This is a genomic window from Micromonospora sp. LZ34, from assembly GCF_052981855.1.
In genome coordinates, this window is sequence record NZ_JBRIQN010000001.1 from 449,624 (window position 1) to 471,775 (window position 22,152).

The following is a 22,152-nucleotide window of genomic DNA, read 5'->3' on the forward strand; positions in this document are numbered from 1 at the left end:
CGCCCGGAGCGGGGTGGAGAAACCGGCATCCCGGAGGGTTCACCTCCCGGCCAGGCGCCGACCAACTGACGGTCAACCCGGCCCGGTCTGCTGAGCGCGTTCCTCGACGACGACAGGAGAGCGCGTTGCGACGTACCCTTTCCGCCCTCGGGCTGGCCGGAGCCCTGCTCGCGGCCGTGGTGGCCGTGCCGACCGTGGGCGCGTCGGCCGGGCCGGCGTCCGGCCCCGAGAAGGCCGGCGGACGCCCGCTCGTGATCGCCCACCGCGGTGCCAGCGGCTACCGGCCGGAGCACACCCTGGAGGCGTACCGGCTGGCCATCCGCCAGGGCGCCGACTTCATCGAGCCGGACCTGGTCTCCACCGCGGACGGCGTCCTGGTCGCCCGGCACGAGAACGAGATCTCCGGGACGACCGACGTGGCCACCCGCCCGGAGTTCGCCGCCCGCAGGACCAGCAGGACGATCGACGGCACGCGGGTGACCGGCTGGTTCACCGAGGACTTCACGCTGGCCGAGCTGAAGACGCTGCGGGCCAAGGAGCGGCTGCCGCAGGTGCGGGTGGCCAACACCGCCTTCGACGGCCGGTTCGAGGTGCCCACCCTCCAGGAGGTCATCGACCTCGCGCGGGCCGAGGGGCGGGCACGGGGCCGCACCATCGGCGTCTACCCGGAGACCAAGCACCCGACCTACTTCGCCTCGATCGGGCTGCCGCTGGAGGAGCCGCTGGTTGCGGTGCTCCGGGCGAACCAGCTGACCCGGAAGAACTCCCCGGTCATCGTCCAGTCCTTCGAGACCGCCAACCTGCGCAAGCTGGACCGCATGATCGACGTCCGGCTCGCCCAGCTGCTCGACGCCACCGGCCGCCCGTACGACTTCACCGCCGCCGGTGACACCCGCACCTACCAGGACCTGGCCCAGCCGGCCGGGCTGAAGTGGATCGCCCGGTACGCCGACGGCGTCGGGGCGAACAAGAACCTGATCGTCCCGCGCGACGCCGCCGGGAAGCTGCTCGCCCCGACCACCTTGGTCCGGGACGCGCACCGGGAGCGGCTGGTCGTGCACGCCTGGACGTTCCGCGCCGAGAACCAGTTCCTGCCGGCCGACTTCCGGATCGGCACCGACCCGAACGCCCGCGGCGACATCCAGGCCGAGTACGAGCTCTTCTTCGGCCTGGGCCTGGACGGCGTCTTCGCCGACCACCCGGACACCGCCGTGGCCGCCCGCGCCGGCCTCGCCCAGCGCTGACGCCGCCGCACCCGCCGCACCCGCCGGCCCGTCGTCCCGCTCCGCGGGGTGACGGGCCGGCGCGGGCACCACCGGAGGTTACGACCCGGAGCCCGCCCGCTGCCGCCACTGCGCCACCGTGGTCCGGCCGGTCCGCGCGCCGTCGGCCGGCACGAGGGAACGCTCGTCCAGCCGGGCGCCGAAGTAGCGCGCCTCAGGATCGGTCACCACGTCCCGGGACTCCCCGCGTTCGGCGAGCATGGACCGGCCGAGTTCGTCGAGCCGGAACTGCTCCGGGCCGCCGACCTCGACCATGCCCTTGGTTGGCGCGCCGACGCTGACCTCGGCGACCGCCGCCGCGATGTCGTCGGCCGCGATCGGCTGGATGAGGGCCGGCGAGAGGTGGACGGTGTCCCCGTCGGTCGCGGACTCGACGATGAGCGGGACGAATTCGATGAACTGCGTGGACCGCACGATCGAATACGGGATGCCGGACTCGGCGAGAAGCTGCTCCTGCGCGACCTTCGCCCGCAGGTAGCCGCTGTCCGGCAGGCGGTCGGCCCCGACGATCGACAGCACCACGTGGTGGCCCACGCCGGCCTCGGCCTCGGCGGCGAGCAGGTTGCGGGTGGAGGTCTGGAAGAACTCCATCACCGCCTCGGGCTCGAAGGACGGGGAGTTGGACACGTCGACGACGACGTCCGCGCCGGCGAGAGCCTCCCGCACGCCCGCACAGGTCATCGTGTTGACGCCGGTCTTGGGCGACGCGCCGACCGCGTCGTGCCCCTGCTGTTCCAGGATGCTCACCACCCTGCTGCCGATGAGCCCGCTGCCGCCGATGACGACGATCCTCATGATCGATCTGGTCCTTTCCGTCCGCGCCCCTCAGGCCGCAGTCAACCACCTACGACCGGGCCGGGCGGCGATTCCTGACATCCGGCCGTCCCGGCCCGCCGAGCTGGTGTTTGCGGTGCCGGCCGGGAACGTGCCGGTGGGCGGTCCTACCTCGGTGATCGGCTACGGTCCTGCCCGGCACCCGCCGTCCCGGGTCGGCCCTGGGGGTTCCTCTGGGGGCGCTGTGGAGCTGATGTCGGAAACGAATCAGGGGTCGGGCCCGCCCGTCGACGTGCTGTCGGACACGAGCGACAGCGCCGGCCCTGTCGAGCTGCCCCATCTCTGGGACCGGCGGGATCGTCGAGAGGCCGTGACGGGCGGTGGCGGCCATCAAAGGTCGCACTGTTTCCTTGTTGTAGTGGCCTCGGGCACGGTGGGAGACCCCTACATCCAGGATCGAGCGCGATCATGCTCGGCATCCGCCTGCGTCACGGGTGGTCACCGTCGACCGGTGTCCGCCGTGGCCCCGTTCATGGGGCAGCTCGGAAGGGCGTGGGTGGGTGCCGGCTCTCGACCGGGACCGGGGCGGCGAGCGCACCCGGTGGGGCCCGATGGGACTACTGCTTGGCGCGCTCGGCGACGTAGGTGCCACGGCCCGAGTGGCCGATAATCAGCTCTCGGTCGTGCAGCAGCGAAAGCGCGCGGTAGACGGTCCCGGTGCTGACGTTGTACATGTCCGCGAGCTGGCTGGTCGACGGCAGCTTGTCGCCGGGCTTCAACTCGCCGCTTTTGATCTTCCCGGCGATCTCGTCGACGATGCGACGGAATGACGGCTGTGCAGTGGGCATGGTGAGGACTCCGGTTGGTTCGGCAGCTCCGATCATGCCCGACCTGCTCTAGCAACTGCAATAAGTTGCCACCCGACGACGTTGCGGGGTCGACCTGCTGTACCTGCTGTAGTAGGTTGACCGTGTCCGGCTCCGGTTGGTTCGGCAAACCCTCGGAGTCCGGACCTCAGGTGGGCTCCGGGGTCGTACCGCCGACGAGGGCTGCGGTCGCGGGGCCGGCGGCCCGGTCCGCGTCCCCTACCCGCGGACCGGGCCGCCTCCAGGCGTGGAAGCGAGGTGCTTGCCAGTGGGCGACGGGCGGGAACGGTTCGTGGTGCACCTGCCGGTGCTCGCCACCGACCTCGGCGCCGCGAAGCGGTTCGCCCGGGCGATCACCCGGGCGCTGGGCTTCCTGCCCGACGTCGACCCGGGCGAGACGACGGTGTCCGAGGAGGACACCCAGTTCGTACGCCATCGGGTCTTCTGCGACGCCCGGCTCGACGGCGGCCGGCGCTGCCGGCACCTGGCCGACCACGACGGCCCCTGCGTTCCGGCGCCGCCGCGCTGACCCGGGTGTCGACCGGTCGGCGGCGCGGGGCGGCCCGACGGCGGCTCCACGGTGGCGGGACGGTCGGCGGCGTACCGCGTTCGGCGGGTGTCGGTGGCGGGGTGCGACACATGCCCGGTTTCGGCCATGGCTGCGGAGCCCATCGTGGTGGTGCGCCGTCACTGCCGCAGGTCGGAGGCTGTTACGGTCGGCCACCCAACCCCTGTTACTTGTGTGTTTCGGCCACATAGCCCGTGCGTGACGTCACTTCTAGCGTGAGCCGACAAACGAGTTCCCTTCCCTCCGAGTCCTCACGTGGAGTCGCAATGACGGTCCGGACGACGCGGCGGGTGTTCCTGTGTACCGCCACGATGATGGCCGCGGCGCTCGCCGCCACGGCCTGTGGCAGCCCGCAGGACACCGCCTCCGGTGGCGGCGACAGCGCCGCCCCGGTCAAGGTTGGCCTGGTCTACTCCCAGTCGGGAGCGCTGGCCAGCTACGGCAAGCAGTACATCGAGGGGTTCAAGGCCGGCCTGGACTACGCCACCAAGGGCACCAACAAGGTCGGCGACCGGGCCATCGAGATCGAAGAAGTCGACGACGCCGGTGACCCGGCGAAGGCGGTCTCCGCGGCCAAGGACCTGATCGGCAAGGGACACAAGATCATCGCCGGCTCGACGGCGTCCGGGGTGGCCCTCCAGGTCGCGCCGATCGCCGCGCAGAACAAGGTCCTCTTCATCTCCGGGCCGGCCGCGACCGACGCGGTGACCGGCGCCAACAAGTACACCTTCCGGTCCGGGCGGCAGTCGTACCAGGACGTGGTGACCGCCAAGTCGTTCATCGGCGATCCGGCCGGCAAGAAGGTCGTGGTCTTCGCCCAGGACGGCGCCTTCGGCGACGCCAACGAGGCGGCCGTGAAGACCGTCATCGGCGGCGCCGGCGCGACCGTCAGCAGCGTCCGCGCCCCGGCCAGCGCCACCGAGTTCACCCCGTTCGCCAGCCAGATCAAGGCCGCCAAGCCGGACCTGCTCTTCGTCGCCTGGGCGGGCACCACCGCCCCGGCCATGTGGCAGACCCTCGACCAGCAGGGCGTGCTCTCCTCGACCACGGTCGTCACCGGCCTGGACATCCGCGCCTCCTGGCCCACCTTCGGCGTTGCCGGCAGCAAGATCTCGTTCCTGTCGCACTACTTCGACGGGGCCACCGACAACGAGGCCACCAAGGCCGCCAAGGCCAAGATCCCGGGCGACACGCTCGACCTGTTCCACCCGGACGGCTTCGCCGCCGCGCAGATGGTCGTCCGCGCCGCGCAGGAGGGTGGCGACGACGTCGAGAAGATGGTCACCGCCCTGGAGGGCTGGAGCTTCGACGGCGTGAAGGGCAAGATGACCATCCGCAAGGAGGACCACGCCCTGCTCCAGCCGATGTTCCAGGCCAAGCTGACCGGCAGCGGCACGACGTACACGGCCGCCGCGCAGAAGAGCCTCACCGGTGACGAGTGCGCGCCGCCGGCCGTGGCGATGAAGGGCTGACACATGCTCGCCACCCGCGGTCTGACCTGGCGGATCGGTGAGGTCGCCATCGTCGACAGCGTCTACCTCGACCTGGCGCCCGGGGAGTTCCTCGGTGTCATCGGGCCGAACGGCGCCGGCAAGACCTCACTGTTCAACCTGATCACCGGCCTGCGCCGGGCCACGGAAGGTCGGATCACCCTCGACGGGCAGGACATCGGTTCCCTGCCGCCGCACCGGCGGGCCCGTCTCGGACTCGGCCGTACCTTCCAGGCGTCCTCGGTCTTCGGCTCGCTCAGCGTGCGGGAGAACGTGCGGCTCGCCGTACAGGCGCACCGCGGGGGCTCGATGAAGCTGTGGCGGCGGGCGGCGGCCGACCGGGAGGTGGCCGCCGCCGCCGACGCGGCGCTGGAGCGCGTCGGCCTCGCCCACCGGGGCGCGGCGCTCGCCGGCACGCTGGCCCACGGCGAGAAGCGCAAGCTCGAGATCGCCCTGCTGCTGGCCGGCGAGCCCCGGGTGATGCTGCTCGACGAGCCGATGGCCGGGGTCAGCGCCGAGGACGTGCCGGAACTGGTCGCGGTGATCCGCTCGCTGACCGGCGACAGCGGCCGGTCGGTGCTGATGGTCGAGCACCACATGGACGTGATCCTGGAACTGGCCGACCGGATCGCCGTGATGCACCACGGTGCGCTGCTCGCCTGCGACACCCCGGAGACGGTGATGGCCAACCCCACCGTGCAAGAGGCCTACCTGGGGGAGTCACTCTGATGGAACCCATCCTCGACGTGGAGAACCTGTCGGTCCGGATCGCCGGGCTGCACATCCTCCAGGGGGTGTCGTTCACCGTCGCCCCGACCGGCGTCACCGTGCTGCTCGGCCGCAACGGCGTCGGCAAGACCACCACCCTGCGCGCCATCGTCGGCCTCACCCCGCGCGGCGGGGAGGTGCGCGGCACCGTCCGGATGGGCGCGCAGAGCCTGCTGGCCCGGCCGACCCACCGGCTGGTCCGCGGTGGGCTCGGCTACGTGCCCGAGGACCGCTGCGTCTTCGCCGGGCTCACCGTGGCGGAGAACCTGCGGCTCGCCGAACGGCGCGGCACCACCCCGGCGTACGACCGGGTGTACGCGCTCTTCCCGGAGCTGGACCGGCGTGGCCGGCAGCGCGCCGGCTCGCTCTCCGGCGGGCAGCAGCAGATGCTCGCGATCGGCCGGGTGCTGCTCAACGACAACCGGCTGCTGCTGGTCGACGAGCCGACCAAGGGGTTGGCGCCGAAGGTGGTGACCGAGGTGGCCGAGGTGCTGGAGCGGGTCGCCGAATCCGTGCCGGTGCTGCTGGTCGAGCAGAACCTGGCGGTGGTCCGGCGGCTCGCCCGGGACGCGGTGGTGCTGGCCGCCGGCCAGGTGGCCTGGGCCGGGGACGCGCAGCAGTTGCTGCTGGAGACCGCGCTGACCAAGTCGTTGCTGGGCGTGGGCTCGGCGGAGGGGCACGCGCCGGCCGCGTCCGGCGAGCTGACCCGCGCCACGGGGAAGGACGGGCACTGATGGACACCATCGTCCTGCTGACGCTGACCGGGCTCGGCCTGGCGGCGCTCTACTTCCTGGTCGCCTCCGGGCTGTCGCTGGTCTTCGGCCTGGCCGACGTGCTCAACTTCGCGCACGGGGTGTTCCTCGGCGTCGGCGCGTACGCCACCTGGTGGGCGGCGGGCAACCTGCCCGGCGCCGGCGCGGACGGTTTCGGCTTCCTGGTCGCGGTCGCCTTCGGGGTGGCCGCCGGCACGCTGGTGGCGGTGCTGGTCGAGCTGGTGCTGATCCGCCCGCTCTACTCCCGCACCATCGAGCAGGTGCTGGTCACCGTCGGCCTGTCGCTGGCCGGGGTGGCGCTGCTCCAGGCCACCTGGGGCGCCGACGCCCGGCCGTTCCCGCGCCCGGACTGGACCCGGGAGGTGACCGGCATCCTCGGCGCGCAGGTGCCCAACGGCGGCCTGCTGCTGATCATCGCTGCGGTGGTGGTGCTCGGGGCGATCCTCGCCTTCCTCCGCTGGACCCGCTACGGCCTGGTGATCCGGGCCGGGGTGGAGAACCGGGAGATGGTCACCGCGCTCGGCATCGACGTGCGCAAGGCGTTCACCCTGGTCTTCGCGATCGGCGGGGCGGCCGCGGCACTGGCCGGCGCGCTCGGCGGCGTCTACTTCGGCACCGTCTCGCCGGGCCAGGGCGGCTCGCTGCTGATCTTCGCGTTCATCGTGGTGGTGATCGGCGGGATGGGCTCGGTGATCGGGTCCGCGTACGCGGCGGTCGCGGTCGGCCTGCTGCAACAGTTCGTCAACTACTACGGCACCTCCGGGCTGGGCGACATCTGCGTGGTCGCGCTGCTGGCCGTGGTGCTGCTGCTGCGCCCGCAGGGCATCGCCGGAAAGGTGGCAACGGCATGACCGAGGTCAAGAGTCCCGAGGTGCCGGCGCCGCCCGCCGCGGTGCCCCACGAGCTGACGCCGGACACCGGCCGCTGGCACCGGGTGCGCCCGTTCCTGCCGCTGGTCGCGCTGGTGGTCGCGCTGATCCTGCCGTACTCGACGGTGCACCTGCCGGGCATCTTCGAGGGCCCGCTGAACTCGCCGGGCACCCTGCAACTGCTCGCCGTGTGCCTGGTCTTCGGCGGCCTGGCGGCCGGCTACGACCTGCTCTTCGGCCGCACCGGCATGCTCTCCTTCGGGCACGCGCTCTACTTCGCCGCCGGCGTGTACGGCACGGACATCCTGGTCACCAAGGCCGGGCTGCCGCTGTGGCAGGCCGCGGTGCTGACCATCACCGGCGGCACGATCCTCGCCGCGCTGCTCGGCGCCGTCGCGCTGCGCACGGTCGGGATCGCGTTCGCCATGGTGACGCTGGCCTTCGCCCAGGTCGGCGCGATCCTGGTGGCCCGGGACTTCGGCGGGCTCACCGGCGGCGAGGAAGGGCTGCCGCTGGACGTCTCCGGCCTGCCGCCGGCGCTGGTCGGGGTGGCCAACACGGTCAACCTCTACTGGCTGGCCCTGGCGTACCTGGTCGTGGTGATCTTCGTGGTGCACCGGGTGAGCGGCTCGCCGACCGGGCGGGTGCTCGCCGGCCTGCGCGACGACGAGCGGCGGATCGGCGTGCTCGGGCTCGACCCGTACCGGTTCAAGCTGGTGGCCTTCACCCTCGCCGGCGGGCTGGCGTCGGCCGGGGGCGTGGTCTACTGCCTGATCGTCGGCGGCGCCTCGCCGCACATCACCTCCTCCGAGCTGACCCTGTCGCTGCTGGTCATGGTGGTGCTCGGCGGGCCGGGCACCCGGTGGGGCCCGGTGCTCGGCGGCATCCTCTACATGTACCTGGACCACCGGCTGGTCGCCTTCGGCATCAGCGACGCGGTGGACGCCCTACCCGCGATCCTCAGCCGGCCGCTCTCCCAGCCGCTGTTCGTCCTGGGCACCGTCTTCATCCTGGCGGTCTACTTCTTCCCCGGCGGCCTGGCCAGCCTCGCCCCCCGCCTCACCCACCTCCGCCACACCCTCCGCCCCCGCCCCTAACCCCCCGGCCCGCCCGGGGCTGAACCCCGTTGCCCCCGTTGATCATGAAGTTTGCGTCGCGAAACGCCGTTGACGGTGACGCTATCTTCATGATCGACGGGGTTTTTCGGGTGGGAGGGAGGCGGTTTCCGTGGGGGAACGGCGGCTGGCGGTGGTCAGTGGTGGGGGGACCGGGATCGGGGCGGCCGTCGCGCGGGGGCTCGCCGGGGACGGGTGTGACGTGCTGATCGTGGGGCGGCGGGCGGACGTGCTGCTGGCCACGGCCGAGCGGGTGAAGGCCGACTGCGGGCGGCCCGGGGCGGTCCGCGCGGTCAGTGCCGACCTGACCGATCCGGAGCAGCTCGGGCGGGTGGTCGAGGCGGTCGCCGGGCGGCCGGTCGACGTGGTGGTCAACAACGCCGGCGGTTACCTGGGCGGGGACACCGGCACGCTCGCCGGCACCGCCGCGCACTGGCGGGCCAACCTGGACGCCAACGTGCTCACCGCCGTGCTGCTCACCGAGGCGCCGCGGCCGGCCCTGCGCCGCCCCGGCGGCCGGGTGATCCTGGTCAGCTCGATCGCCGCCCAGCGGGGCGGCGGCGGGGCGTACTCGGCGGCGAAGGCGGCGCTGCACGGCTGGGCGTACGACCTGGCCGGGCAGCTCGGCCCGGAGCAGATCACGGTCAACGTGGTCAGCCCCGGCTACGTGGCCGAGACCGAGTTCTTCGGCGACCGGATGACCCCGGAGGGGCACGCGACGCGGGTGGCCGCGACCCTGGTCGGGCGGGCCGGCGTACCGGACGACATCGCCGAGGCCGTGCGCTACCTGGCCAGCCCGGCCGCCGGCTACGTCACCGGCCAGGTGCTCGGCGTCAACGGCGGGTCCGTCCTCGGCCGTTGACAGTGGACGACGACCGGGTGCCGCGGCCCCCCGTGCGGCCGCGACACCCGGTCGCTGCGTCGTCGATCAGCCGTTGAGCATCTCGTACGCCAGCTTCGGCGCCGGCTGCGCGGCGTTGCCGCTCGGCGCGGCGAGCTTCGGCGCCGAGCCGTAGTCGGCGTACTTCACCACGTACTTCCAGGCCTTCGCCGTGCCTGCGGCCGGCACGTCCAGGGTGAGTGAGGTGAGGTTGCCGTCGGCGCCGACCACGGCCGTGAAGGGCACCTGCCGGGCCGCTTCGCCGAGCGCCGCGACCTCCTGCTCACCCACCGCCTCGGCGGCCTCGCCGCCGCTCAGGTCGACCACTCCGGTGTACGTCCGGTCGCTCTTCTCCTCGACCGAGGTGGCCGCCTCGATGATCGGGCCGGCGTTGCCGACGTCCACCCCCTCGTACGTCGGGGTGCTCTCCGGATCGGTCAGCTTGGCCCGGTCCAGCTCCATCCAGCGGTTCGGCAGCTTCGGCAGGCCGGTCAGGCCCTCGGTGCCGGTGAACTTGACCTTCATCCAGACCCGCTCCTGCACCACCAGGAACGACATCCGGGTGGTGAAGCCGTGCTCCGGGTCCTTCACCGCGGCGGTGAGGTCGATGCCCTTCGCGTCCGGGTCCACCACGCCGGACAGGTCCGAGGTGGCGTCCTTGCCGCTGAACCGGAACGCGCCCTCGGTGCCGTCCGGCACCGCCGCCAGCAGCGCCTGCTTGGGCGTGGTGGCCGGGCTCGCCGGGCTCCCGGAGTCCGTCCCGTCCGGGCCGCAACCGGCGAGCAGGGCGGCCGCGGCGAGGACGGCGGTCAGGGTGCCGGCGCTCCGTCGGATGGTGCCGGCGCGGCCGGTTCCGTTCGTCATCATGATTTCTTCCTTCACGAGGTTGGCGTCTGCCGGGACAGATCCTGTCGGCCGCTACGGCGGAACCACTGCCGATATGCTGCGGTCCGACTGCCGTGCACTGACGGGGCGCACGCAGCGGGGGTGTCAGGAGCGGAAACTCGCATGTCAGGGACGCTGCGCTTCGAGGTTCTCGGGCCCCAGCGGGCCTGGTACGGCGAGCGGGAGATCGACCTCGGGCCGGGCAAGCAGCGCGCCGTGCTGGCCGTGCTGCTGCTCGTCGCCGGCCGCCCGGTCACCACCGCGCAGATCGTGGACGCGGTCTGGCCGGACGAGCCGCCGGCGAACGGCACCAACGTGGTGCAGAAGTACGTCGCCGGGCTGCGCCGGGTGATCGAGCCGGAGCGGTCGCCGCGCAGCCCCGGCCAGGTGCTGACGCTGACCGACGCCGGTTACCAGCTCCGCGTCGGGCCGGAGGCGGTCGACGCCGTGCGGTTCGAGCGGGGGATCCGCCGGGCCGAGCGGCTCCGCGCGGAGGGCCGGGCCGCCGAGGCGGTCAGCGAGCTCAAGTCCACCCTGGAGCTGTGGCGCGGTGAGCCGTTCACCGGCTTCGCCGGGCCGTACTTCGAGTCGGCCCGGCAACGCTGGGTCGAGCGGCGGGCCAGCGCCCTGGAGAGCTGGGCCGACCTGGAGCTGCGGCTGGGCCGGCACCGTGAGCTGATCGGCGAACTGGTGGACCTGACCGCGGAGTTCCCGGTGCGGGAGCGGCTGCGGCACCAGTTGATGCTGGCGTTGTACCGCAGCGGGCGGCAGGCCGAGGCGTTGGCCGCCTACCGGGAGTTCGACGAGATGCTGCGCGACGAGTACGGCATCGAGCCGGGCGACGCGCTCCAGGACCTGCACCGGCGGATGCTCCGCTCCGACCCGGCGCTCATCCCGCCCACTGCGGTGTCACTGCCGCCGGCTGCCGTCGAGGTGGCCACGCCGTCGGAGCCGGCACCGGCCCCCGCGTCCCCGCCGGTCGGACCACCCACGGCGTCACCACCGCCGACACCACCCGGTACGGCATCGTCACCGCCGGGACCGTCCGCCGCGGCATCGTCGCCGCTGGGACCGCCCGCCGCGGCGTTCCTCCCGTCCGGCCCGCCGGCCCCACCGCCGCCGGCCCCACCGCCGCCGGCGGCGCCGCCGGCCACGACGTCGCGGTCCGCCGTGACGCCGCCCGCCGTGCCGGCGCCCGCCGGGCCGCCGCCGGTCAGCTCGCCGCCCCTGCCGGGGTACGGCCCACCGCCGGTCTTCCCGCCCCCGCCCGCTACGGGCCGACCCGCGGCCGCCGGCAAGCGGCAGCGGACGCCGTCGCCGGGCTGGGCGAGCGCGACCGCCACCATCGCCGGTACGGCGCTCGTCCTGCTCTCCTTCGGCTGCTTCACCTGGTTGGTGATGCTGACCTACGCCGCCTGGCGGCGCAGTTGGCGCCTCGCGCTCGTCGGCGTCGGCTACCTGGTCGCCCTCGTCGTCGAGGTGGCCATGCTCGACCTGGAGAACCCGGACGCCGAGGTGCCCGGGACGGGGGCGGTGATCTTCCTCGGCCTGGCCGTGGTCACCTGGCTGGTCGGGGCGGCGCACGTGGTGCTGCTCAGCCGCGGGGTCTGGGCGGCGCTCACCGGTGGCCAGGGCAGTGCGAAGTTCCGCGCCGAGGAGGAGCGGCGGATCCGCCGGGAGCACGCTCGTTACCTGCTCTACCACTACCCGGCGGCCCGGAACGACCTGCGGATCGGGCGGCCCGACCTGCCCCGTACGTTCGACGACGGCGGCCTGATCGACGTCAACGCCGTTCCGGACCAGGTGCTCGCCGGCCTGCCCGGGCTGACCTCGGACGAGTGCCGCCAGATCGCGGTGGACCGCTGGCTCCGCGGCCCGTACGCCTCCCTGGAGGAACTCGCCGGGCGCTGCCTGCTGCCGCCGACCGCGACCGACCGGCTCCGTGAGCTGCTGTTCTTCCTGCCCCCGACGCCGGCGGCCCCGGCGGCCGAACGGACGCCACCGGCCGGATCGTGACCGGAACCTCCCGCGCGAACCGGGGCGCGGTCACCCGGCACTGGTAGAAATGCCGGATGAGCCAGGATCGGGCGGCGGTACGGGAACGGGCCGAGGCGGTGCTGCGGCGGCTGGCCGGCGAGCACGCCCGGCTCCGCGAGGACCAGTGGCGGGCCATCGAGGCGCTGGTGGTCGACCGCCGGCGGGTGCTCTGCGTGCAGCGCACCGGGTGGGGCAAGTCGGCCGTCTACTTCGTGGCCACCGCCCTGCTGCGGCAGATCGACGGCCCCGCCACCGGCACCCCGACCGGGCCGACCGTGATCGTCTCGCCGCTGCTGGCGCTGATGCGCAACCAGGTCGAGTCGGCGGCCCGGGCCGGCATCCGGGCCCGGACCATCAACTCGGCCAACCTGGACGAGTGGGACGAGATCACCACCGAGATCCACGCCGGCGGGGTCGACGTGCTGCTGATCAGCCCGGAGCGGCTGAACAACCCCGACTTCCGGGACACCGTGCTGCCGAAGCTGGCCGCCACCACCGGCCTGCTGGTGGTGGACGAGGCGCACTGCGTCTCGGACTGGGGGCACGACTTCCGGCCCGACTACCGCCGGCTGCGTACCTTCCTCGGCAACCTGCCCGACGGCACGCCGGTGCTCGCCACCACCGCCACCGCCAACGCCCGGGTCACCGCCGACGTCGCCGAGCAACTGGGCGACGCCCTGGTGCTGCGCGGCACCCTGGACCGGGAGTCGCTGCGGCTCGGCGTGGTCGAGCTGCCCGGCCCGGCGCACCGGCTGGCCTGGCTCGCCGACCACCTGGACCGGCTGCCCGGCTCCGGCATCGTCTACACCCTCACCGTGGCGGCGGCGGGGGAGACCGCCGAGTTCCTCCGCTCGCGCGGCTACCCGGTCGCCGCGTACACCGGGCAGGCCGACGACGCGGACCGGCGGGCCGCCGAGCAGGACCTGCTGGACAACAAGATCAAGGCCCTGGTCGCCACGAGCGCGCTGGGCATGGGCTTCGACAAGCCCGACCTCGGCTTCGTGGTGCACCTCGGCGCGCCGCCCTCGCCCATCGCGTACTACCAGCAGGTCGGCCGGGCCGGCCGGGCCGTCGAGCACGCCGAGGTGCTGCTGCTGCCGGGCACCGAGGACGCCGCCATCTGGCGCTACTTCGCCTCGCTCGCCTTCCCGCCCGAGGAGCAGGTCCGGGCGGTGCTGGCCGCGCTGCACACCGACCGGCCGCTCTCCACCCAGGCCCTGGAACCGATCGTCGACCTGCGCCGGGCCCGGCTGGAACTGATGCTCAAGGTGCTCGACGTGGACGGCGCGGTCCGCCGGGTCCGCGGTGGCTGGCTCGCCACCGGCGAGCCGTGGATCTACGACGAGGAGCGGTTGCGCCGCGTCGCCGCCGCCCGCACCGCCGAGCAGCAGGCCATGCGGGAGTACGCGACCACGCCCGGCTGCCGGCTGCGCTACCTGCGGGAGTGCCTGGACGACACCGGGGCGGCCGACTGCGGCCGGTGCGACCGCTGCGCCGGGCCGCTGTTCCCGCCGGAGGTGTCGGCGGCCGCGTTGACCGCCGCGCAGACTTTCCTCGGCCGGCCCGGGGTGGAGATCGCGCCGAAGAAGCTCTGGCCGACCGGGCTGGACGCGGTCGGCGTACCGCTGAAGGGCCGGATCGCCCCCGGCGAGCAGGCGCTGCCCGGCCGCGCGGTCGGCCGCCTCTCCGACCTGGGCTGGGGCGGGCGGCTGCGCGGCCTGGTCGGGCCGGAGGCGGCCGACGGGCCGGTTCCGGACGACGTGGCCGCCGCCGTTGTCGAGGTGCTCAAGGCGTGGGCGCACGGCGACGTCCCCTGGCCACGCCGCCCGGTTGGCGTGGTCGCGGTCGGCTCGCGGTGCCGGCCCCAACTGGTCGGCTCGCTGGCCGAGCGGATCGCCACCGTCGGGCGGCTGCCGCTGCTCGGGCAGGTGACGGCGGCGGGCCCGGTCGGCGGCCCGCGCGGCAACAGCGCCCAGCGGGTACGCGCGCTGCACGGCGCGATCACCGTGCCGGACGGGCTGGCCGAGGCGCTCGCCGGGCTGGACGGCCCGGTGCTGCTCGTCGACGACCTGATCGACTCGGGCTGGACGATGACCATGGCCGCCCGGGAGCTGCGCCGGGCCGGTGCCCCCGACGTGCTGTCGCTCGCCCTGGCCGTCGCCGGCTGACGGCCGCTCGCCGGGCCCGTCGCCTGCGGCCCGCCTCGGTTGGCTGACCCGCTCCGGCCGGGCTGGGCGGAAAAAGTTCCCGGGCCCGGCGGATTGCGACCGTCGCCACCCGTGGCCACCACCTGCCCGATCGTGGCTGGTCGCGGCGGTAGCGTGGGCGCCATGACCGATCAGCGGCGCTGCCCGCCGGCGGTGCCTGAGCGGGTGTCCGCCGTACCCGACCGGAGCACCGTGCGGCTGGCGCTGGTGGTCGGCGGGCTGGTGCTCGCCGTCCTGCTCGGCTTCGGCCTGGGCCGGATCAACGGCGACGGGCCGGCGGTCGGCACCGGGCCGGACAGCGCCCTCGCCGACCACACCCACGCTCCCGGCACCGGGGCGCACGAGCACGGCGCGGACCAGAGCGCGGCGGCGGAGGCGGCCGGGTTGGCGGTCACCGAGGCCGGTTACACGCTCACCCCGCTGACCGGGGACTTCACCGTCGGCCGGGCCGGCGAACTGCGCTTCCAGGTGCGCGACGCGCAGCGCCGGGCGGTCACCCGGTTCGCGGTCGTGCACGACAAGCCGATGCACCTGATCGTGGTCCGCCGCGACCTGGCCGGATACCAGCATCTGCACCCAACCATGGCGGCCGACGGCACCTGGTCGGTGCCGCTGACCCTGCCCCGGGCGGGGGTCTGGCGGGCGTACGCCGACTTCACCGCCGTCGCCGACGACGGCCGGCAGGTCCCGGTGACCCTTGGGACGGACCTGGTCGCGCCGGGCGGGTACGCCCCGCGGGCGCTGCCCGCACCGGCCACCTCCGCCACCGTCGACGGGTTCACCGTCGCCGTCGACGGCACCCCGCAGGCCGGGCTCACCGTGCCGCTGGCCTTCCGGATCACCGCTGCCGGTGGCAGCACCCCCGTGCTGGAGCGCTACCTCGGCGCGTACGGGCACCTGGTGGCGCTGCGCGAGGGGGACCTCGGCTACCTGCACGTCCACCCCGAGCCGGAGTTGGTCGACGGGGCGGTGAGGTTCTGGCTGACCACCCCCGGCCCCGGCCGGTACCGGCTCTACCTCGACTTCCAGGTGGCCGGCGAGGTGCGCACCGCCGAGTTCACCGTCACCGTCCCCTGACCGAGGCGATCCAGCCGGCGGGCTCGGCCGGCAGCCGGGTCAGCCGGCGCGGCGGATCGGGCGGCGGGCGAGGTAGCGCAGCAGGTCGCGGATGTGGTGCTTCTCCTCGACCGGCACGGTCGGGTCGGCCAACCGTTGCAGGATCACCCGGACGTCGGCCTCCACCGGGCCGTCGTCGGTGCGGCGGCGCGGGGTGGGACCGGCGTCGGGCAGGCCGAGAGCGCGGAACGCGGCGGCGACCGGTAGGTCGAGCGCGGCGCAGAAGCCCCGCACCTTGGCCAGTTCCGGGTAGTCCTGCCAGTCCCCGGCCAGCCAGCGGAAGACGGTGGAGCGGCCGACGCCGGTGTGCGCGGCCAGGTCGGTGACGGTCCACCCGCGTTCCTCGCGGGCGTCGTCGATGGCGCGCCGCACGAAGCGTGCGAACGCCATTTGTGGCGATACGTCTGCCGAACCCATTCCTGCGGGCTCTCTCCTCCCGGCCGGCACCGGCGGTGCGCCTTCCGAGGGTAGTACGGCGCGGCCCGGAAACAATTGACTGATCGACCAGACCGTCCCGTCGGCGGGACTTTTCCTGATGGCGCCAGCGGTCCCGGGGCGGCGGCGACCGGCGTCGCTAACCGGTCGCGGTGTCGCCCGCGAGGAGGGTCTCCAGCCGAGGGTGGACCTTCCACTGGTCGACCAGGGCCCGGTAGTCGGCGCGCTGGGCGCCGGTCGGTTCGGCGCCGGTGCGCCGGGCGCGGATCAGCAGGTTGCGCGGGGTGTGTCGGGAGTCGACGAACTCCACCACCTCCGCCCGGTAGCCGTGCAGCCGCAGCAGCCCGGCCCGCAGCGCGTCGGTGAGGACGTCCGCGAAGCGCTCCCGCAGGATGCCCTGCCGGGTCAGCAGCTCGTACGGCGCCGGGGCCGGTCGGGCGCGCAACTGGGCTGCGATGTCGTGGTGGCAGCAGGGCGCGGCGAGCACCCAGCGCGCCCGCCAGCGCACCGCCCGGGCCAGCGCCTCGTCGGTGGCCGTGTCGCAGGCGTGCAGCGCCAGCACCAGGTCGGGGGCGGGCTCGACGACCGCGTCGGCGATCGTGCCGGCCACGAAGCTGACCCGGTCGGCCCAGCCGAGCTTTTCGGCCAGTTCGGTGTTGCGCCGGCGCTGGTCCTCCCGGACGTCCACCCCGACCAGCTCGACGTCGAGCCCCCGCTGGGCGAGGTAGCGGTAGGCCGCGAAGGTCAGGTACGCGTTGCCGCAGCCGAGGTCGACTACCCGCAGCGGGCCGGTCAGCTCGTCCGGCAGGGTGGCCGCCAGGGCCCGCAGGAACGCGTCCACCTGGCGCCGCTTCGCCGCCGAGCCACCGATCTCGGCGAAGATCGGGTCACCGGGGTCGAGCAGGTACTCCTTGGCCCGGTCGTGCTCGGCCGGCTCGGCGGCCGGCCGGCTCGCGGCCGATCGGTGCACCTGCGCCTCGCCCGACTTGGTCACCCGCAGTTGCAGGGTCGCCCCGGCCGTCTCCACGTGCCAGTTGCCGAACGGCTCGGCCAGCAGCGCGTCCACCGCCGCGGTCGCCTCCGGCCCGGGGGCGATGTTGCGGGTGTACGGCCGCGCCCCGTCGGAGGTGGAGATCTGCAGCCGGGGGCCGGCCTTGAGGGCCACCGGGCGCAGCTCGGCCCGGACCACCGAGGGGCGCTGGCCGCGCCGGCGTCCGGCGGCGACCGCACGGGTCAGCCCGGGGTCGAGCAGCAGCGCCCGCACCTCAGTCAGGGCGGCGTCCAGTGGTTCCGGCATCGTTCCATCTTCCTGCTCGGTCGGACCCGCCCTTTCGACGGGTGCGGGTCTGCTGCGCCCGCGCGGGGGTGGCCGGCCCGGGGCGGGGGAGGTCCGCGGTCGCCGGGCGCGGGGTCTGCTCGCCCGCCCCCGCAGGCCCGGGCCCTTCAGCCGGCCCGGACGCGCCGGTCAGGCGCAGGACCTACCAGACGGACGTCCCCGCACCGGAGACCGGTGCGGGGACGTCGGGACGTGCGCGGGTCAGTCGGCGGTCGTCGCCTCGGCCGGCGTACCGGCGGCGGAGCCACCGCCACCACGGCGGCGCCGGCGGCGGCGCGGCTTCGGGGCGTCGCCGCCCTCGGCGGCGGCCGGGGCGTCCCCGGCCTCGGCGGTGATCACCGCGGTCGGCTCGCCCGCCACCACCTCGCCGGCCCGGCGGCGCCGGCGGCGACGCGGGGTGCGGCTGCCCTCCTCGGCAGTGCCCTCGGCCGCGGGCTCGGCGTCCGGCCCGGCGGCCGACTCGCCGCGGTCCCGGCGGCGCTCCCGGCCCCGGCCCGCCTCGCCGCGCCGGGAACCCCGGGCCTCGCCCCGACGGGACCGGCTACCGCCGAGGTCCTCCTCGACCTCGGCCGCCAGCCCGGCCCGGGTGCGCTCCGCGGTGGGCAGCGTGCCGGTCACCTCCGTGGAGATGTGCAGGTCGGTGTAGAGGTGCGGGGACGTGTGGTACGTCTCCGGCGGCTCCGGCATCTCCAGGCCCAGCGTCTTGTCGATGATCCGCCAGCGGGGCATGTCGTCCCAGTCGACGAAGGTCACCGCGACACCGGTCGCCCCGGCCCGGCCGGTGCGGCCGATCCGGTGGGTGTAGGTGTCCTGGTCCTCGGGGCAGTCGTAGTTGATCACGTGCGTGACGCCGCTGACGTCCAGCCCGCGCGCCGCCACGTCGGTGGCGACCAGGATGTCGATCTTGCCGGCCCGGAACGCCCGGAGTGCCCGCTCCCGCGCGCCCTGGCCGAGGTCGCCGTGCACGGCGGCCACCGCGAAGCCGCGGAAGTCGAGGTCCTCGGCGACCCGGTCGGCGGCCCGCTTGGTACGGGTGAAGATCATGGTCAGCCCACGGCCCTCGGCCTGCAGGATGCGCGCCACGATCTCGACCTTGTTCATCGAGTGGGTCCGGTAGACCAGCTGCTCGGTCTGCGGCGACGGCCCGGTCTCGGCGGTGTGGCCGGCGTGGATCGTCACCGGGTGGCGCAGGAAGCGCCGAGAGAGGGCGACGATCGGGTCCGGCATGGTGGCCGAGAAGAGCATGGTCTGCCGGTCTTCCGGCAGCATCGCGAGGATCTTCTCGACGTCGTCGAGGAAGCCCAGGTCGAGCATCCGGTCGGCCTCGTCGAGGACCAGCGCGTGCACCCGGTCCAGCCGCAGGTGCTTCTGCTTGGCCAGGTCGAGCAGCCGGCCGGGCGTACCGACCAGGATCTCCACGCCCTTGCGCAGGGCGTCGATCTGCGGCTCGTAGGCGACGCCGCCGTAGATCGGCAGCACTCGCACGCCCCGGGTGCGGCCCGCGGCCTGCAGGTCCTTGGCGACCTGGATGCCCAGCTCGCGGGTGGGTACGACGACCAGCGCCTGAGGGACGCCGTCGCTGCCCTCGCCCGGCGCGAACACCCGCTCCAGCAGCGGTACGCCGAAGCCGAGGGTCTTGCCGGTGCCGGTGGGCGCCTGGCCGATCAGGTCGCTGCCGCGCAGCGCGATCGGAAGCGCGTACTCCTGGATCGCGAAGGCGCGGGTGATGCCGGAGGCGGCCAGCGCGTCGACGGTCTCCTGACGCGCGCCGAGCTCGGCGAAGGTGGGGGCCTCCGGACGCACCGGGGCCGTGGGGGCCAGTTCCTGGCCGTCCATGAGTTCTTGGGTCAGCTCGCTCATATGGATTTGGGGGTGCCCTCTCGTGGGTGCGCCCCGTCATGTCCTCAGGGCGCGATCGGTATGGCGCGGGCCACACGGTCGGCGGCAGACTGCCGAGCCGGACCGGGCCGCACGCGCGCCGCGGGTCGGACTGCGACCGGATCGAATCTCAATGAGTTCGACCGTTGGTCGGATCAGCGGCCACGGCAACTGCTCCATACTACCTGAACCGGCTGGAGGCCGTCCTGATTCCGGCTGGCCATGCCGCCACCGGGGGCAGCCGGTGTGATCCAGGTCACTCGCCAGCCCCGGAATTCGGACTCCCCCCGCGATGGGCCGCAGGGCGGTAGCCTGCGCTCGTGTCCGCCCCCGCCCCGCCCGGCCCCGCCGTCGTCGACCTGCTCGGCCTGGTGGCCCTCGGAGAGCTGCTCGCCTTCGAACGGATGGCCGCCGACGCCCGCCTCGCCCCCGATCTGCGTCGCCGGGCCGCGCTCGGCGAGATGGCCGCCGCCGAGATCGGCAACTACCGGCGGCTGGCCGACCGGCTGGCCGCGCTCGGCGTGCTGCCCGACGACGCCATGGCCCCGTACGTCGCACCGCTGCAGGCGTACCACGACTCGACCGAGCCGAGGGACTGGGCGGAAGCGGTCACCAAGGCGTACGTCGGGGACGCGATCACCGACGACTTCCTGCGCGAGATCGCCGGCGCGCTGGCCGAGCCGGACCGGCAACTCGTCCTCGACGTGCTGCACGAGTCGCGCTACGCCGAGTTCGCCGCGGCCGAGATCCGGGCCGCCATCGAGGTGGACCCCCGGGTGGCCGGCCGGCTCTCCATGTGGGCCCGGCGCCTGGTCGGCGAGGCGCTGTCGCAGGCGGGCCGGGTGGCCGCGGCCGACCGGGGGGCGCTCACCGCGCTGATCGCCCAGAGTGAGCAGGTGGACGCGCAGGCGCTGTTCCGCCGGCTGACCGCCGCGCACACCGAGCGGATGGCCGCCGCGGGCCTGAACAACTGAGCCGTTCGCGCGGGCGGTCAGGTGCTGCCGCGCTGCCCGCGGCAGGTGCGCGGGGTCACCTGCCGCGGACGGAGGACCCGCTCAGCGGACGGTGAACCCGACCGCGCGCGGGGCCGCCTCGGCGATCTCCACGTAGGCGACCTTGTCGACCGGAACGACGACCCGCCGGCCCTTCTCGTCGGTAAGGGACAGCGCGCCGCTGTTCTTCGCGATGGCGTCGGTCACGATCTGCTCGATCTCGGCCGGCGACTGCGCGCTCTCCAGAACCAGCTCGCGCGGTGCGTACTGCACGCCGATCTTGACCTCCACTGTGCCTCCTCAACTGGGGCGAAAAAGCCGCCGTGCGAAGGCTATCCGATCTCGGGGGTGACGGTCAGGCTGACTCACCTTGCAGCGGGAAGCTGGCGATGCCGCGCCAGGACAGCGCCGCCACCAGCGCCTCGGCCTCGGCCTTGGGCACCTGCCGGCCGCCGGCCAGCCAGAACTGCGCGGCGGTCTCGGCCGCGCCGACCAGGCCCGAGGCCAGCAGCTCGGCGTGCGCCCGGCTCACCCCGGTGTCCGAGATGATCGTGTCGGTGATCGCCGCGATGCAGCCCTGCTCGACCCGCTCCACGCGCTGCCGCACGGCCGGGTCGTTGCGCAGGTCCGACTCGAAGACCAGCCGGAACGCCTCGCTCTCGTGGTCGACGAAGTCGAAGTACGCGCGGACCGAGGCGCTGACCCGCTCCTTGTTGTCGTTGGTCCCCCGCATGGCGTCGTGCACCTTGGCCACGATCGCGTCGCAGTGCGTGTCGAGCAGCGCCAGGTAGAGCTCCATCTTGCCGGGGAAGTGCTGGTAGAGCACCGGCTTGGAGACCCCCGCCCGCTCGGCGATGTCGTCCATCGCGGCGGCGTGGTAACCCTGGGCGACGAACACCTCCTGAGCAGCGGCGAGCAGTTGCTTGCGCCGCGCGGAACGGGGCAGGCGCGTGGGCCGGCCGGCGGTCTGGGCGCCGTTCCCCACAGCGGTCATGGGAACCTCCGAGTTTCCTGTGTACGAGCCGGCACTTTTCCCCCGAACCGGTCCGGGCTCGTGACCCGTCGCGGAATTGGCCCGCCGCTGTAACTTATCGCCACTGTCACCACACGGTAGCCTCAGCGGGGGCGACCAAGGAGCGCGCGGTGAGTGAATCAGGGCAACCCGGTGCCGCCACCCCGGGAGAGCACGGCGACGGGACGGGTCAGCAGGACGACCTGGCCCGTACCGGCAACGGGTGGGCGCCCTCGTCGGCCGGCTGGGCCCGGAGCGGGGAGACCGGTGGTTCCCGGGAGCCGGCGCCGTCCTGGCGCCAGCCCGACCCGACCCTCGGCTGGGGCGCCTCCTCGCCCCGGCACGGTGACCTGCCGCCACCGCTGCCCGGCCCGCCCGCCGACACCCCGCCGACCCGGACCAACGGCCGGCGGGCCAACGGGTTCGGCCAGCCCGCGGCCGAGCCGCCGGCCGACCGACCGGCACCGGTGAGCGCCCCGCCCGGTCGGGTGACGCCGGTCAGCGCCCCGCCCAGCCTGCTCGGCGAGCCCCGCCGGGACTCCGACGGTGATCGCCTCGTGGTGCCGGCGCAGCGCCCCGCCCCGGCGGTCGAGCAGCCCGCCCCGCCGCACGGCCTCGCCGAGCCGGAGCCCGGCCCGGCCCGGCACGCGTCCGACGACCCCCCCGGCCGGCCGACCCGCTGGGCGGAGCCGGGCCCGCCCACCTCCGCGCCGCCCGCCGTGCAGGTCCCGCCCGTCGGCACGACCGCCTCGGGCTTCGAGGTGCCGCCCGGCTTCCACGCGCCGACCGCCGACCGGCCCGAGACCGGGGAGCCGCCGTCGGCCGTCGACCCCCGCGGCTGGGGCGATCCGTTCCCGCCGGAGCCGTC

Annotated in this window: 20 protein-coding genes; 12 read left to right on the forward strand and 8 right to left on the reverse strand. The window is 74.2% G+C overall.

The window, feature by feature from the left end; genetic code table 11:
• The first annotated feature begins 125 nt into the window (after positions 1-125).
• Positions 126-1,244: a glycerophosphodiester phosphodiesterase gene (locus ACVCAH_RS02115; RefSeq protein WP_447134307.1), complete on the forward strand. Its 1,119-nt coding sequence runs from the start codon at positions 126-128 to the stop codon at positions 1,242-1,244.
• A 78-nt stretch (positions 1,245-1,322) separates the two neighbouring features.
• Here ACVCAH_RS02115 and ACVCAH_RS02120 read toward each other — a convergent pair whose 3' ends face one another.
• Entirely contained in the window at positions 1,323-2,078 is a 756-nt protein-coding gene (locus ACVCAH_RS02120; RefSeq protein ID WP_447134308.1) for an SDR family oxidoreductase, read from the reverse strand.
• A 596-nt stretch (positions 2,079-2,674) separates the two neighbouring features.
• The gene (locus ACVCAH_RS02125) at positions 2,675-2,905 is read right to left on the reverse strand and encodes a GntR family transcriptional regulator (RefSeq protein WP_447134309.1); all 231 of its coding nucleotides are present in this window, start codon (positions 2,903-2,905) and stop codon (positions 2,675-2,677) included.
• Positions 2,906-3,191: 286 nt separating this feature from the next.
• On the opposite strand from ACVCAH_RS02125, the gene ACVCAH_RS02130 reads away from it, so the two are divergent.
• The 7 genes from ACVCAH_RS02130 to ACVCAH_RS02160 all read left to right on the forward strand — a co-directional run bounded on the left by ACVCAH_RS02130 (position 3,192) and on the right by ACVCAH_RS02160 (position 9,368).
• Positions 3,192-3,452, forward strand: coding sequence for a hypothetical protein (locus ACVCAH_RS02130; protein WP_447134310.1), 261 nt, complete (start codon positions 3,192-3,194; stop codon positions 3,450-3,452).
• Between the two features lie 305 nt (positions 3,453-3,757).
• Positions 3,758-4,963, forward strand: coding sequence for a substrate-binding domain-containing protein (locus tag ACVCAH_RS02135; RefSeq protein ID WP_447134311.1), 1,206 nt, complete (start codon positions 3,758-3,760; stop codon positions 4,961-4,963).
• 3 nt (positions 4,964-4,966) lie between these two features.
• The gene (locus ACVCAH_RS02140; protein WP_447134312.1) at positions 4,967-5,710 is read left to right on the forward strand and encodes an ABC transporter ATP-binding protein; all 744 of its coding nucleotides are present in this window, start codon (positions 4,967-4,969) and stop codon (positions 5,708-5,710) included.
• Complete coding sequence (locus tag ACVCAH_RS02145; protein WP_447134313.1) at positions 5,710-6,483, forward strand: ABC transporter ATP-binding protein; 774 nt, start codon at positions 5,710-5,712, stop codon at positions 6,481-6,483. The genes ACVCAH_RS02140 and ACVCAH_RS02145 overlap by 1 nt, the downstream gene beginning before the upstream one ends.
• Positions 6,483-7,373, forward strand: coding sequence for a branched-chain amino acid ABC transporter permease (locus tag ACVCAH_RS02150; protein WP_447134314.1), 891 nt, complete (start codon positions 6,483-6,485; stop codon positions 7,371-7,373). The genes ACVCAH_RS02145 and ACVCAH_RS02150 overlap by 1 nt, the downstream gene beginning before the upstream one ends.
• Entirely contained in the window at positions 7,370-8,488 is a 1,119-nt protein-coding gene (locus ACVCAH_RS02155) for a branched-chain amino acid ABC transporter permease (RefSeq protein WP_447134315.1), read from the forward strand. Before ACVCAH_RS02150 ends, ACVCAH_RS02155 begins: the two co-directional genes overlap by 4 nt.
• A gap of 130 nt (positions 8,489-8,618) precedes the next feature.
• Positions 8,619-9,368 carry an SDR family NAD(P)-dependent oxidoreductase gene (locus ACVCAH_RS02160; RefSeq protein WP_447134316.1) on the forward strand — a complete coding sequence of 250 codons (750 nt, stop codon included), beginning with the start codon at positions 8,619-8,621 and terminating at the stop codon, positions 9,366-9,368.
• A 66-nt stretch (positions 9,369-9,434) separates the two neighbouring features.
• Here the strand turns inward: ACVCAH_RS02160 and ACVCAH_RS02165 are convergent, their stop codons facing one another.
• Positions 9,435-10,253: a hypothetical protein gene (locus ACVCAH_RS02165; protein WP_447134317.1), complete on the reverse strand. Its 819-nt coding sequence runs from the start codon at positions 10,251-10,253 to the stop codon at positions 9,435-9,437.
• 141 nt (positions 10,254-10,394) lie between these two features.
• Between ACVCAH_RS02165 and ACVCAH_RS02170 the strand changes: the two genes are divergently transcribed.
• From ACVCAH_RS02170 to ACVCAH_RS02180, 3 genes are all read left to right on the forward strand, one after another.
• The gene (locus ACVCAH_RS02170) at positions 10,395-12,287 is read left to right on the forward strand and encodes a BTAD domain-containing putative transcriptional regulator (RefSeq protein WP_447134318.1); all 1,893 of its coding nucleotides are present in this window, start codon (positions 10,395-10,397) and stop codon (positions 12,285-12,287) included.
• A 56-nt stretch (positions 12,288-12,343) separates the two neighbouring features.
• Positions 12,344-14,476, forward strand: a complete 2,133-nt coding sequence (locus ACVCAH_RS02175; RefSeq protein ID WP_447134319.1) for a DEAD/DEAH box helicase — start codon at positions 12,344-12,346, stop codon at positions 14,474-14,476.
• Positions 14,477-14,638: 162 nt separating this feature from the next.
• Positions 14,639-15,592: a hypothetical protein gene (locus tag ACVCAH_RS02180; protein WP_447134320.1), complete on the forward strand. Its 954-nt coding sequence runs from the start codon at positions 14,639-14,641 to the stop codon at positions 15,590-15,592.
• A gap of 39 nt (positions 15,593-15,631) precedes the next feature.
• On the opposite strand, the gene ACVCAH_RS02185 is transcribed toward ACVCAH_RS02180, so the two are convergent.
• The 3 genes from ACVCAH_RS02185 to ACVCAH_RS02195 all read right to left on the reverse strand — a co-directional run bounded on the left by ACVCAH_RS02185 (position 15,632) and on the right by ACVCAH_RS02195 (position 19,262).
• The gene (locus ACVCAH_RS02185; RefSeq protein ID WP_447134321.1) at positions 15,632-16,048 is read right to left on the reverse strand and encodes a helix-turn-helix domain-containing protein; all 417 of its coding nucleotides are present in this window, start codon (positions 16,046-16,048) and stop codon (positions 15,632-15,634) included.
• A gap of 157 nt (positions 16,049-16,205) precedes the next feature.
• Positions 16,206-17,363 (reverse strand): class I SAM-dependent methyltransferase, encoded by a 1,158-nt coding sequence (locus ACVCAH_RS02190; RefSeq protein ID WP_447134322.1) that lies wholly within the window; start codon positions 17,361-17,363, stop codon positions 16,206-16,208.
• Between the two features lie 240 nt (positions 17,364-17,603).
• On the reverse strand, positions 17,604-19,262 hold the full coding sequence (locus tag ACVCAH_RS02195; protein WP_447134323.1) for a DEAD/DEAH box helicase: 1,659 nt from the start codon (positions 19,260-19,262) through the stop codon (positions 17,604-17,606).
• Between the two features lie 338 nt (positions 19,263-19,600).
• Between ACVCAH_RS02195 and ACVCAH_RS02200 the strand changes: the two genes are divergently transcribed.
• Positions 19,601-20,254: a ferritin-like fold-containing protein gene (locus tag ACVCAH_RS02200; protein WP_447134324.1), complete on the forward strand. Its 654-nt coding sequence runs from the start codon at positions 19,601-19,603 to the stop codon at positions 20,252-20,254.
• Positions 20,255-20,335: 81 nt separating this feature from the next.
• On the opposite strand, the gene ACVCAH_RS02205 is transcribed toward ACVCAH_RS02200, so the two are convergent.
• Together ACVCAH_RS02205 and ACVCAH_RS02210 are read right to left on the reverse strand one after the other, a co-directional pair.
• Positions 20,336-20,563 (reverse strand): DUF3107 domain-containing protein, encoded by a 228-nt coding sequence (locus ACVCAH_RS02205; RefSeq protein ID WP_447134325.1) that lies wholly within the window; start codon positions 20,561-20,563, stop codon positions 20,336-20,338.
• 64 nt (positions 20,564-20,627) lie between these two features.
• On the reverse strand, positions 20,628-21,266 hold the full coding sequence (locus tag ACVCAH_RS02210; protein WP_043965396.1) for a TetR/AcrR family transcriptional regulator: 639 nt from the start codon (positions 21,264-21,266) through the stop codon (positions 20,628-20,630).
• Between the last annotated feature and the right edge of the window lie 886 nt (positions 21,267-22,152).